7 protein-coding genes and 1 pseudogene are annotated in these 13,596 nt (G+C 53.4%); 2 read left to right on the top strand and 6 right to left on the bottom strand.

Translation table 11 applies throughout. From position 1 onward, the window contains the following. Positions 1-7 precede the first annotated feature (7 nt). Genes arsH through DWB84_RS05670 form a run of 4 tightly spaced genes read right to left on the bottom strand, consistent with a single transcriptional unit; the run spans position 8 to position 2,579 of the window. Positions 8-724 (bottom strand): arsenical resistance protein ArsH, encoded by a 717-nt coding sequence (gene arsH, locus DWB84_RS05685; RefSeq protein ID WP_187408747.1) that lies wholly within the window; start codon positions 722-724, stop codon positions 8-10. A gap of 9 nt (positions 725-733) precedes the next feature. After that, a complete protein-coding gene (arsB, locus tag DWB84_RS05680) occupies positions 734-1,750 on the bottom strand; it encodes an ACR3 family arsenite efflux transporter (protein WP_187408746.1) in 1,017 nt (338 codons plus the stop codon). Beyond that, positions 1,750-2,226, bottom strand: a complete 477-nt coding sequence (locus DWB84_RS05675) for an arsenate reductase ArsC (RefSeq protein ID WP_187408745.1) — start codon at positions 2,224-2,226, stop codon at positions 1,750-1,752. The genes arsB and DWB84_RS05675 overlap by 1 nt, the downstream gene beginning before the upstream one ends. A 20-nt stretch (positions 2,227-2,246) precedes the next feature. Beyond that, on the bottom strand, positions 2,247-2,579 hold the full coding sequence (locus DWB84_RS05670) for a metalloregulator ArsR/SmtB family transcription factor (RefSeq protein WP_370589684.1): 333 nt from the start codon (positions 2,577-2,579) through the stop codon (positions 2,247-2,249). Between the two features lie 261 nt (positions 2,580-2,840). Here DWB84_RS05670 and DWB84_RS05665 point away from each other — a divergent pair, with 261 nt between their 5' ends. Continuing rightward, positions 2,841-5,561 (top strand): cation-transporting P-type ATPase, encoded by a 2,721-nt coding sequence (locus DWB84_RS05665; protein WP_187408743.1) that lies wholly within the window; start codon positions 2,841-2,843, stop codon positions 5,559-5,561. On the opposite strand, the gene DWB84_RS05660 is transcribed toward DWB84_RS05665, so the two are convergent. Further along, positions 5,558-6,757 (bottom strand): ATP-binding protein, encoded by a 1,200-nt coding sequence (locus DWB84_RS05660; RefSeq protein ID WP_370589683.1) that lies wholly within the window; start codon positions 6,755-6,757, stop codon positions 5,558-5,560. The genes DWB84_RS05665 and DWB84_RS05660 overlap by 4 nt on opposite strands. Positions 6,758-6,760: 3 nt before the next feature. Further along, positions 6,761-7,648, bottom strand: a pseudogene (locus DWB84_RS05655) (PAS domain-containing protein); the annotation flags it as partial. Positions 7,649-8,130: 482 nt separating this feature from the next. Between DWB84_RS05655 and DWB84_RS05650 the strand changes: the two are divergent. Further along, positions 8,131-13,575: a HAMP domain-containing protein gene (locus DWB84_RS05650; RefSeq protein ID WP_222868010.1), complete on the top strand. Its 5,445-nt coding sequence runs from the start codon at positions 8,131-8,133 to the stop codon at positions 13,573-13,575. The last annotated feature ends 21 nt before the right edge of the window (positions 13,576-13,596 follow it).

The raw sequence follows: 13,596 nt of genomic DNA, 5'->3' as shown, positions 1-13,596 counted from the left end.
GTGTACGTTACATTGCACTCTGATCGATACGTTTCCGAAATTCTTCCGCCGTTTCCTTACGCTCCGAATAGCGATCTACTAGATAGTCGCTGCGATCGCGGACTAATAAGGTGAACTTCATAAGCTCTTCCATAACATCCACAATGCGGTCGTAGTAAGAAGATGGTTTCATACGGTCGTTATCGTTGAATTCTAACCAAGCTTTGGCGACTGACGATTGATTGGGAATGGTCACCATGCGCATCCACCGGCCAAGTACGCGCATTTGATTCACCGCGTTAAACGATTGAGAGCCACCACAAACCTGCATTACCGCAAGCGTCTTTCCTTGTGTGGGACGCATTCCCTGCATGGCCAGTGGTATCCAGTCGATCTGTGCTTTCATTACTGCGGTCATAGCGCCATGCCGTTCAGGGCTGCACCAGACCATACCCTCACTCCAAGCCACCAGATTTCGCAATTCCTGAACTTTCGGATGTTGATCATCAGTATCATCAGGCAGCGGCAAGCCGGAAGGATTAAACGTTTTGGTTTCTGCGCCGAAGGCTTGCAATATGCGCGCAGATTCCTCCGTTACCAAACGACTGAAAGATCGTTTTCGCAGAGAACCATACAGCAACAAAATACGAGGTTTATGTTGGCTGCGCTCAGGCTCAAATAAGTGCTTTTCGTCGATTGGTTTTAAACATTCTGTGTCTACATTGGGTAAGTCGAAAAGATTCACAATCTACTCCTATTCAAACCAGTGCCGCGTGCGATTGGCAAAACTCACAAGGGTAAGCATTACGGGTACTTCTACCAGGACACCAACAACCGTCGCCAAAGCTGCGCCGGACTGCAAACCAAATAGCGAGATAGCCACCGCAACCGCCAACTCGAAAAAATTGGAAGTTCCAATCATGCACGCCGGCGCAGCAATGTTATGAGGTAATTTCATCGCTTTCGCTGCGGCGTAAGTAATAGCGAAAATTCCATAGGTTTGAATCAACAACGGAATGGCAATCAATAAAATTGGCAGAGGATTAGCCAAAATCAATTCAGCCTGAAAGCCAAACAACAGCACTACAGTCGCCAGCAGGCCTGCAATCGAAATAGGTTTTAAGGCTTGAATAAAATGACCCACTCGCAAACCACGTTGGTTTGAATCTAACACTTTACGAGTGATTATGCCGGCAACAAGAGGTATCACCACATACAACAAAACCGACAGCAGTAAGGTATCCCAGGGAACAGTCACATCGCTAACGCCTAATAAAAATGCGGCAATTGGTGCAAAGGCGAAGATCATAATCAGATCATTGACGGAGACTTGTACCAAGGTGTAATTGGCATCACCTTTGGTTAACTGACTCCAGACAAATACCATTGCTGTACACGGGGCAACGCCCAACAGAATCATGCCGGCGATATATTCGGTGGCGGTTTGAGGATCGACCCAATCTGCAAATAACACGCGGAAAAAGAGCCAACCCAAAGCGGCCATGGTGAAAGGTTTGATCAACCAATTGACCACCAAGGTAAGAAATAAACCTTTAGGCTTTTTTCGAACATCCTTGATGGAGGAAAAATCCACCTGAACCATCATGGGGTAAATCATCACCCAGATAAAAATGGCAACAGGAATATTGACGTGGGCAACTTCCAAAGCAGCAAACCGATGAAACAACTCCGGTATTAAATTGCCAAGCAGCACTCCAGTACCAATGCAAAGGCCAATCCACAGAGTCAGGTAGCGTTCAAATAATCCCATTATTGTTGCTCCTGGATTAATTGATTCAGTTGCGCCTGGAGATCTGCCTTTGTCAGCGATTCCAGATCCAGCGCTAATAACTTTTGCACGCGCTGCTCTATGGTTTCCATCACCGCATAAAATGCAGCTCTAACTTCCACCTCTGAGCCCTGTAATTTAGATGGATCAGGTAAACCCCAATGCACTTTTACGGTGTCGCCAAACCATACGGGACAGGTTTCCGCAGCGGCACTGTCACAGACTGTGACCACTATATCCGGCTGCTCAACCGCGAAATCGTTCCAGGATTGGCTTTTCAAACCCTCAATCGAGATGCCTTTTTCCGCCAGATATTTTAATGACAGCGGATGAACTTGACCGGTGGGCTGACTGCCAGCGCTGAACGCTTTTAGCCTGCCCTTCCCTAAATGATTGGTAATGGCTTCACTTAAAATGCTGCGACAGCGATTATGGGTGCATATATAGAGAATTTTCACAAATATCCTTAAAAATTGGCTTAACAACATTGCGGACGATTTTTCATCGCCTTTAAATTCTTTTGTAAAACTTTGAGAGTATCGGAATTGGCTTGCTGCGCCGCGCGCAAGACTTCCAGCGACCAACCCGGAAGTTGCTTTGACATGGAATAAAAAACCCATTGACCGCGACGAGAGTCATCGAGAATTCCACAATTGCGCAGCTGGGCCAGATGACGAGAGATTTTAGGTTGGCTATCGTTGAGCGCTTCCACCAATTCACATACACAAAGCTCCCCTTCCTGATAAATCAACAAGGTAGCGTTCAGACGAGTTTCATCGGAAAGACATTTGAAAAATTGTATTGGGTCAATCATCTTGCATCTCTAATAGTCGAGTCACCGCTTGCTCCGAACTCCACGAACAAGCGCACCAATATATATGGATATCCGCATATTGTCATGCAACCAAACGCGATAAGCTATATTTTCTTTATAACTCACCTAGCACATTTAAATACGCGTAATTCAGTGTATTGCTGCAAATCAAATGGTCATGAGCTAAAAACACAGGGTTATTGCGCGATTCAGCGGCAAAGTGATACAACCCGACAATTTCAAAGATAAGGTACAGACATGCCGACGCAGGCCAATCGTTTACAGACTGCTCACACCCAAACCGCCGACGGCGTCCTGGCGGCGCTAAATACGTCCGCGCAAGGATTGTCCACTGAAGAGGCGCAGCGCCGCCTTGGCGAGTACGGTCCCAACCGCCTGCCCGAAGCAGCGAAACAAAGTCCTGTAAAACGTTTTTTGCTGCAGTTTCACAATATTTTGATTTATGTGTTACTCGTTGCCTCCGTGATAACGGCGGCCCTCGGCCACTGGACGGACAGCGGTGTAATTCTCGCAGTGGTCATCGTCAACGCCATTGTCGGGTTTCTGCAGGAGGGCAAAGCGGAAAAAGCCATGGAAGCGCTGCATCAAATGCTGGCGCCCAAGGCGAATGTTCTGCGCAACAGCCACCGCGCTTCCATTGACGGTACTGAATTGGTTCCGGGGGATATCGTCCTTCTGGAAGCGGGCGATCGGGTACCTGCGGACTGCCGCTTGATTCAAGCCCACGGCCTTGGCGTGCAGGAAGCGGTTCTCACCGGCGAGTCCGTTCCGGTGGACAAACAACTCGATCCCGTCGCATTAGATGCGCCTTTGGGCGACCGCCACAATATGGTGTTTTCCGGCACACTGGTCACTGGGGGCCAGGGGCAAGCGGTAGTGGTGGGCACAGGTTCCAATACGGAAATCGGCCGTGTCAGCAATATGCTGGCGGGAGTGGAATCGCTGGCCACGCCGCTGACTCGCCAGATCAGTATTTTCTCGCGCTGGCTGACCCTCATGATTTTGTTGGTGGCGGTCATTCTGCTGATATTTGGCTATTTCGTTTCGCAAATGCCGTTTGCGGATTTATTTATGGCGGTGGTCGGTTTATCGGTATCCGCCATTCCAGAGGGGCTGCCAGCAGTGCTCACAATCACTCTGGCGGTTGGCGTGCAAGGCATGGCAAACCGCAATGCCATTGTCAGACGCTTGCCTGCCATCGAAGCCATTGGGGCTGTTTCCGTCATTTGCACCGATAAAACCGGCACCCTCACGCGCAACGAAATGATGGTGGCGTCCGTGGCAGTGTCGGAAGAAACGCTGAAGGTCACCGGTGTCGGTTACGCGCCGGACGGCGATATTTTGCGCGGAGACAAAACAGTCAAAGCAACAAGCGATAACTCTATAGCCACACTCGCCCAAGTGTGCGCGCTCTGCAACGACGCTGCGCTACACGAGAAAAACGGCACTTGGCAAGTGGAAGGTGATCCTATGGAAGGCGCCCTGCTTAGCCTAGCCCGCAAAGCCGGTTTGGACCCAAAACAAACCGCGCAAGAATGGCCGCGCATAGATACAATTCCTTTCGACTCCCGCCACCGTTTTATGGCGACACTTCACCGCCATCACGACGGACACGCAATTGCGCTCGTCAAAGGCGCGCCAGAAAAAATTCTGTCTCTCTGCCGCGCGGAAAAAATTAAAAATGCAGAGCAGCCTCTGGGCGCGGATTGGCAAGACTCCATTCAACGCATTGCCGCCCAAGGTCAGCGAGTTTTGGGTCTTGCCTATAGAGAAATTCCCGCCGAACAAACGACCCTCAACCACGAAGATTTAGAAGGAAAACTCGTATTCGTAGGTTTGGTCGGCATGATCGATCCGCCGCGGCAGGAAGCCATAGAAGCCGTTGCTGAATGTCACAGAGCGGGCATACGCGTAAAAATGATTACCGGCGACCACGCTGCCACTGCAGCGGCAATAGGCAAACAAGTCGGTCTGCAGCGCACCGATAAAGTCATGACCGGTGCGGATCTGGATAAATTGGACGATGCTCGATTGCGCGCACAAGTGCTCGATTGCGATATCTATGCGCGCACAAGTCCCGAACATAAATTGCGTTTGGTCACTGCATTGCAAAGTCACGGCATCAGCGTTGCCATGACCGGCGACGGCGTTAACGACGCGCCTGCCCTCAAGCGCGCAGATGCCGGAATTGCCATGGGTAAAAAAGGCAGTGAAGCAGCAAAAGAAGCCGCGCAATTGGTATTGGCGGACGATAATTTCGCCACCATCGCTGCGGCTGTGCGCGAAGGCCGAACGGTTTACGACAACATTAAAAAAGTGATCAGCTGGACTTTGCCGACCAGTGCCGGTGAAGCCATGACCATTATTGCGGCTTTGTTATTGGGTTTGAGTTTGCCGATTACGCCGGTGCAAATTCTCTGGGTCAATTTGATTACCGCGATTACCCTCGGCCTTGCACTCGCGTTTGAACCGACTGAAGCCAACACTATGAGCCGCCCGCCGCGCCATCCGGGTGAGCCCATTCTCAGCGGCGAACTGGTGTGGCACATCATCCTGGTTTCGCTGTTATTTCTTGCCGGTGTTTTTGGCATTCACGCTTATGCGGCAAACCAAGGTTATAGCGAAGATTTGGCCCGGACACTGGCGATGAATACTTTGGTGGTGATGGAAATTTTCCATCTATTTTTTATCCGCAATATTTACGGTACATCACTGACATGGGAAGCAGTGCGCGGAACCAAAATTGTTTGGGCAACGGTTGTTGTGGTGACAATTGCGCAATTTGCGGTGACCTATCTAACGCCTCTGCAAGCCGTATTTGGTACAGAAGCGGTTTCGATAAAAGATGGATTTGTTGTGGTCGGCATCGGCGTTGTGCTGTTTGCCATTATCGAAATCGAAAAACAATTGCGTTTGCGCCTGCGCTCGCTGAATTCCTTGGCGGCAGCGCGAGTTTAGCGGGTGTGCTGCGGCTTTACGTCCGCCAGCACTTTAGCCAGTTCGCCGAAGTCCAGAGGTTTAAGCAGATGACTGTCGAAACCACTGTCCTTCGCGCGCTGGCGATCGCGCTCCTGGCCGTAACCGGATACCGCCACCAGAAATAGGCCGGCGAGTTTCGGATCGGCGCGCACCGCGCGGGCTACTGCGTAACCGTCCAGCAAGCCGGGCAAACCGATATCGCACAACACCAAGTCCGGCAAATTTTCGCGAATGGCTTGCAGGCCGCTTTCGCCATCGCCGGCGGTAATGACCTGATGACCTTCGATACCCAACAGCATGCTCAGGGTTTGCAACATATCGGCGTTATCGTCGATCAGCAAAATTCGCAGGTGCTGTCGCGGCAGCGCCGTTTCATTTTTAACTGGCTGGCTGTCGCGTTTTTGTACCAACGGCAGACGCAAAGTAAAGACCGCACCTTTGCCCGGGCCGTCGCTGTGAGCCTCCACAGTGCCGCCGTGCAGTTCCACAAAACCTTTTACCAACGCGAGACCGAGACCCAAACCGCCTTTGCTGCGCGCCAGGCCCTGATTGGCCTGAATAAACGGGTTGAACAGATTTGCCACTATGTCCGCTTCTATACCAGCGCCTGTATCCGCAATTTCCAGAACCGCCACACCGTAGCCGGTGCGCTTCAGGTTGGATTTTTCCTCCCGCACCAAACGCACAGTCACTTGCCCGCCGGGTTCGGTAAATTTCAGCGCATTGTGTAGCAGGTTACCGATCACCTGCGCTACCCGGGTGCGGTCGCCTTCCAGGTACAGCGGCTCGCTGGTGATTTCCGCCTTTAGATTTACCCCGCGCGCGTGATAGTCGCTCTGAAAATCTTCAACGGTGTGGCTCACCACTTCGAGCAGATCCATTTCTTCCTTGCGAATTTCGATCTTGCCGCGGGAGATACGCGCAACGTCCAATAAATCGTCAATCAAACAGGTCATATGGCGCACTTGGCGCTCGATCACATTCAACGCACTCTGCGCGCCCTCGTCGCCACCGTTGATGAACCGGCGCAACAACGCTGTGGCGTTGCGCACGGGGGCCAGCGGATTGCGCAATTCGTGGGCGAGCATCGCCAGAAATTCGTCTTTGCGGCGGGCGGCATCTTTCAGCGCTTCTTCCGCCTGCTTTTGCTCGTGAATATCGGTGAGCGTTCCCATCCAGCGCACGATTTCACCGGACTCATCGCGCACCGGCAGCGCGCGGCCGAGAGTCCAGCGATAGCCGCCGGAGAAATGCCGCAGGCGATATTGGATTTCGTAGATCTATCCAGTGCTCAAGCTGTGCTGCCAGGCTTTGAGGGCCCTGTCCTGATCCTCCGGGTGGAGAATACTGTTCCAGTTGCCGCCATTGATCTCCCCCAGAGATACACCGGTGAAGTCATACCACTGCTCGTTGAAATAATCGTGATCGCCGTCAGGCAGCGTCGACCACACCATTTGCGGCATGGCATCGGTAATGGTGCGGAATTTCGCCTCGCTCTCTTTGAGCGCCTGTTCCGCGTAGCGCCGCGCGGTGATATCCCGGGTGATTTTCACAAAGCCGATAATCTCGCCGGATTTATTTTCCATCGGCCAAACCTGGATTTGCGCGTAATAACTTGAGCCGTCCTTGCGCACCCGCAGCCCCTCTTCTTCGTAGCGGCCATTTTTGTGGGCCATGGCCAATTCGTAGAGGGCGTGTTCGGAGTTCAGATCCTCGCTCGGATACAACATGGAAAAGGGTTTGCCGATGGCTTCCGCCTCGGTGTAGCCGGTAAGACGCTCCGCGCCGCGGTTCCAACTGGTAATGCGGCCGCGCAGGTCCACCATAAACATGGCGTAGTCTTCCACGCTCTCCACCATCAGGCGAAAGCGATTTTCGCTCAACAGCAATTGCGCCGAGCGCTCCTGTTCGCGCGCTGCCAATTGCTGGGTTGCACTTTTAAGAGCGAGTAGTTTCTGACAGCGGATCAGCGGCTCCGCCGGATGAAACGGCCGGTAGAGAAAGTCCTGGAGAGGATCGTCCACCACACTCGCCGGCACTTCTCCCAGAATGTTTTCCAGGATCATCAATATAGGCACTTGGGTAAGCGCCGGGTTGCCGCGAATGCGGCCGATGATTTCCGTGCACTCGGGAAGTTGGGAATAGCAGAGACAAATAATCAGATCGGGCGCGATGTCTGTAGCTCGCAGCCCTTCCTCCCGGCTCGCTGCGCAGATTAATCGAACATGCTGTTCCTGCCACTTTTCGACCAGGCCGCGAATTTCCGGTATGTCATCCAATAGCAGAACAACCGGTGTATGAGTATCGGCTTCTACAAACAAAAGGAGTCTCCGGGAGACGTGAGGCTAAGGAGCGGGATTTTTTCAGTCTTTTGGCGTTTTGTATATCGGTTGGCACACGTCCAGAGCACTTTATGCATCTTTATATACAGCGCACGTGCACTGCTTCAGAAAATTTGACACCGAATGTCCCGTCTGTTCGGTAAACCACCGTTGACGCGGCGATACATAACCCACAATTTTGCTTTTCGATTTCCCGGGAATTGCGCGTGCGAAACCATGACGATGTTGTTGTGATGGAAGAACCCACTCGACCGAAAAATGCTGACCGCTACGATCCAGGCATTCTTCTCAGCGCGCTGCAGGCCATGCGCGACGGTGATTTCACGGTGCGCCTTCCCGGTCACTGGACCGGCATCGAAGGCAAAATCGCTGATACCTTTAATGACATAGCCATCGCCAATGCCCGCGTCGCCAGCGAGCTGGAGCGCGTCGGCCAAGCCGTCGGCCAGGAGGGTAAAACCCGTCAGCGCATGCAATGCGATCGCCGCATCGGCGCCTGGGGCGCGATGGAAACCTCCGTTAACACCTTGATCGACGACCTGCTCTGGCCCACCACCGAAGTCACCCGCAGCATCGCCGCTGTAGCCAAAGGCGATTTATCTCAAACCGTTCCCCTCGAAATTGAAGGCCGCGAACTGCAGGGCGAATTTCTCCACTCCGCCAAAATCGTCAACAAAATGATCGAGCAGATGAACGTGTTTACTTCCGAAGTAACGCGGGTGGCTCGCGAAGTGGGCGCGGAAGGCAAGCTCGGCGGACAGGCAAAAGTAAAAGGTGTATCCGGCGCGTGGAAGGATTTGACCGATAACGTGAACTCCATGGCCAGCAACCTGACGGATCAGGTGCGCAATATTTCAGAGGTGACCATCGCCGTGGCCAACGGCGACCTCTCGCGCAAAATTACCGTGGATTCCCGCGGTGAAATTCTGCAATTGAAAGAAGCCATCAACACCATGGTGGATCAATTGCGTTCGTTCGCCTCAGAAGTAACGCGGGTAGCGCGTGAGGTAGGTACGGAAGGAAAACTCGGTGGCCAGGCAATCGTGCCCGGTGTTGCCGGTACCTGGAAGGACCTGACCGATTCGGTAAATGCCATGGGTAGCAACCTGACTGCCCAGGTGCGCAATATCGCCGAAGTGACCACAGCGGTCGCGCGCGGCGATCTTTCACGCAAAATTACCGTCGACGTAAAAGGCGAAATTCTCGAACTGAAAAACACCATTAATACGATGGTGGATCAGCTCAACAGTTTTGCTGCGGAAGTAACCCGGGTTGCCCGCGAAGTAGGCACCGAAGGAAAACTCGGCGGACAGGCAGAAGTACCCGGCGTTGCCGGCACCTGGAAAAACCTCACCGATAATGTGAACTCCATGGCGGGCAACCTCACCGCCCAGGTGCGCAATATTGCCGAAGTGGCCACCGCAGTAGCGCGCGGCGATTTGTCCCGCAAAGTCACCGTGGACGTTAAGGGCGAAATTTCCGAACTGAAAAACACCATCAATACCATGGTGGATCAGCTCAACGGTTTCGCCTCCGAAGTAACCCGTGTAGCGCGCGAAGTGGGTACCGAAGGCGAGCTGGGCGGCCAGGCAATCGTGCCCGGCGTCGCCGGCACCTGGAAGGATCTGACCGACTCGGTAAACGCCATGGCCACCAACCTCACCGCTCAGGTAAGAAATATCGCTGAGGTGACCACAGCGGTGGCGCGCGGCGACCTCTCACGCAAAATCACGGTGGATGTAAAAGGCGAAATTCTGCAGCTGAAAGACACCATCAACACCATGGTGGACCAGCTCAACAGCTTTGCTGCAGAAGTGACGCGGGTGGCGCGCGAGGTAGGTACCGAAGGAAAACTCGGCGGACAGGCAGAAGTGCCCGGCGTCGCAGGCACATGGAAAAACCTCACCGACAATGTGAATTCCATGGCGGGCAACCTGACAGCTCAGGTACGAAATATCGCCGAGGTAACCACGGCGGTAGCGCGCGGTGACCTCTCGCGCAAAATCACGGTGGATGTAAAAGGCGAAATTCTGCAGCTGAAAGACACCATCAACACCATGGTGGACCAGCTCAACGGCTTTGCCTCGGAAGTAACCCGGGTATCCCGCGAAGTGGGCACGGAAGGAAAACTCGGCGGACAGGCGCGTGTGCCCGGTGTTGCCGGCACCTGGAAAGATTTGACCGATAACGTAAACGTAATGGCCGCCAATCTGACCGACCAAGTGCGCGGCATTGCAGAAGTGGCTACCGCCATCGCCCGCGGCGACCTCTCGCGCAAAATCACCGTCGACGTAAAAGGTGAAATTCTCGAACTGAAAAACACCATCAACACCATGGTGGATCAGCTCAATGCCTTCGCCTCCGAAGTAACGCGGGTAGCGCGGGAAGTGGGTACGGAAGGCAAACTCGGCGGACAGGCGCGTGTACCCGGTGTCGCCGGCACCTGGAAGGACCTGACCGACAACGTAAACGTCATGGCGCACAACCTGACCGATCAGGTGCGCGGCATTGTGAAAGTGGTGACCGCCGTGGCCAACGGCGACCTCACCCAAAAACTCACCGTGGAATCCAAAGGTGAAGTGGCGGCGCTCGCCGATACCATTAACAGCATGACGGACACCCTGGCGATTTTCGCCGACCAGGTGACCACCGTCGCCCACGAAGTGGGTGTGGAAGGACGCCTGGGCGGCCAGGCCAACGTGCCCGGTGCCGCCGGTACCTGGAAAGACCTGACCGCCAACGTAAACCTGCTGGCCGCCAATCTGACTACCCAGGTGCGCGCCATCGCCGAAGTAGCGACGGCCGTAACCACTGGTGACCTCACCCGCTATATTCAGGTGGACGCCAGCGGCGAAGTGGCCGACCTGAAAAATTACATCAACGCCATGATCGGCAACCTGCGCAAAACCACCGAGCGCAATACCGAACAGGACTGGCTGAAAACCAACTTGGCGAAATTCAGCCGCATGATGCAGGGGCAGCGCGACCTTACCGCCGTTGCACAAATGTTGTTGTGCGAACTCGCCCCGCTGGTGGAAGCACACCAGGGTGTGATGTACGCCATGGTGGAAACTGAAAACGGCTATCGCCTGCGCCAGCTCGCTGGCTACGCCGATCATGTCTACGGAGACCCGCTGGGGCGCGAATATAGGCTGGGTGAAAGCTTGGTCGGCCAATGCGCGTTGGAACGCCATCGCCTGATTATCAAAGACGTGGATCAGCAACCTCTGCGCATTACCTCTGGCCTGTTGGAAGTCGCGCCGCGTATGGTGATGATTCTGCCGGTACTGTTCGAAGGCCACGTCAAAGCCGTTATTGAACTCGCCTCTCTGAAAGAATTTAACGCGTCCCATGCCGCATTTCTGGAGCAACTCACCGATATAGTGGGAGTCGTGCTCAACAATATCGAAGCGACCATGCGCACCGAACGTCTGCTCGCACAATCGCAGCAATTGGCAACCGAACTGCAAACACGCCAATTCGAATTGCAGCAAACCAACGAAGAGCTTGCGCAAAAAGCCCAATTGCTTGCCGCGCAGAACGCGGAAGTGGAGCGTAAAAATCAGGAGATCGATCAGGCCAAACGCGCAGTGGAAGAAAAGGCCGCCGAGCTTGCCCTCACCTCGCGCTATAAATCCGAATTCCTTGCCAACGTTTCGCACGAACTGCGCACGCCATTGCACAGTATTTTGATTCTCGGTGAACAATTGGCGGAGAACGTCGACGGCAATTTAACGCCGCGCCAAGTGGAATTTGCCCACACCATTCATTCCGCCGGCACTGATTTGCTGAATTTGATCAGCGATATTCTGGATTTGTCGAAAATCGAATCCGGTACCGTCACTGTGGAATGCGAAGAGCTGCCGTTTGCCAACCTGCGCGAAACCGTGGAGCGCAATTTCCGCCATCAGGCCGAAACGCGCAAATTGGCTTTTATTACGGACTTCGGCAGCAATCTGCTCAACCGCTTTATTTACACCGATCCAAAACGTTTGTTGCAGGTATTAAAAAACCTGCTTTCCAACGCCTTTAAATTCACTGATCAAGGCGGTGTGCAACTGCGTGTGGATGTCGTGAAATCCGGCTGGACGCAAGGCCATCCCGTTTTGGATGCAGCGGAGACAGTGGTTGCATTTTCCGTTTCCGATACCGGAGTCGGTATTCCTCTCGATAAACAAAAACTGATTTTTGAAGCATTCCAGCAAGCGGATGCTGGCACCGCCCGACGCTACGGTGGCACAGGACTCGGTTTGGCCATTAGCCGCGAACTCGCCCAATTGCTCGGCGGAGAAATTCGTCTGCAAAGTGCGCCCGGCCAAGGCAGTACTTTTACGCTGTATGTGCCCTTGAATTACGGCGATCCTACCGCACGCTTTCTGCCGCAGCTGCGTAATACAGACAATAGCTATCCGCCCACTCTAGTTGCCGCGGCGCGCTCCGAGGACGTCAGCGACGATCGCCACAATATTGATTTGCAGGACAGAGTCTTATTGATCGTCGAAGACGATCCCCACTACGCCCATATACTGCTCGACCTGGCACGCGCACAAGGTTTTAAAGGGGTGGTGGCGATGCGCGGAGCTGAAGCACTCAATCTCGCCAAACAATTCAATGTGGCCGCCGTAACACTGGATATTTTCCTGCCGGACACCACCGGCTGGACGATTCTCAGCCATTTAAAACAAAATCCGGAAACCCGCCATATTCCCGTACATATAGTGACCGTGGACGAAGAGCGCCTACACGGCCTGACGCGCGGAGCTTTTGCATATCTCAATAAATCCGCCTCTTCCGAACGAATTGGTGAAGCGCTGCAAAATCTGTTTGCGTTTACCTCGCAGCGCACTCGTCGTTTGCTGATTATTGAAAATCCGGATGATAAAAATCACGACATGGTGGACTTACTTAATCTGGAAAATGTCGAAACCACTATCGCTATCGACGGTAAAAGTGCGCTAGACGCTTTGCGCAAACAACTATTCGATTCTGTTGCGCTCGATCTTTTGCTTCCGGGTGGAGAAGGATTTGAATTGCTGGCGGAAGTACAGCGCGACGCGGAATTGCGCAGCGTACCCATTATTGTCGCCTGCCCGGCAGAACTGCCAGTCGATGCAGAAGAATATCTCCGCACTCTGACCAAAACCTCAGTGCTCAGATATGCGCGCTCCACCGAGCGCCTGCTCGACGACACAGTGTTATTTCTCCATTACCCGGTCGCACATTTGCCCGCGGCCAAACAAGCCATGCTGAAAAAACTCAATGAAAGTGATGAAGCTCTGGTGGGCAAAAAAGTTCTGGTAGTGGACGACGATGTGCGCAATATATTTGCGATTTCCAGCATTCTCGAGCGCCATCATATGGCAGTGATCACCGCCAACAACGGTCGCGATGCCATTGAATTAATCGAACGCACTGACGATATGGCGCTGGTCTTGATGGACATCATGATGCCGGAAATGGATGGCTACACCACCATGCGGCAAATCCGCGCCCGCACAGAATTTCAAAAACTCCCCATCATCGCATTGACCGCCAAAGCCATGAAAGGCGACCGGGAAAAATGTTTGGAAGCCGGCGCATCGGATTACATTTCCAAACCGGTCAGCAACCAACAACTGGTAGCTCTGTTGCGCACGTGGTTGCATCGCTGATGAAAAACATATCGACCGAGG

It is taken from the genome of Saccharophagus sp. K07 (assembly GCF_014336955.1).
Taxonomy (GTDB): Bacteria; Pseudomonadota; Gammaproteobacteria; order Pseudomonadales; family Cellvibrionaceae; genus UBA5868.
This window is presented reverse-complemented; position numbering and strand designations above follow the sequence as displayed.

Coding starts and splice junctions, on each gene's coding strand:
- arsB (WP_187408746.1), bottom strand. CDS start 1,750: ATGGGATTATTTGAACGCTACCTGACTCTGTGGATTGGCCTTTGCATT.
- DWB84_RS05665 (WP_187408743.1), top strand. CDS start 2,841: ATGCCGACGCAGGCCAATCGTTTACAGACTGCTCACACCCAAACCGCC.
- DWB84_RS05660 (WP_370589683.1), bottom strand. CDS start 6,757: ATGGGAACGCTCACCGATATTCACGAGCAAAAGCAGGCGGAAGAAGCG.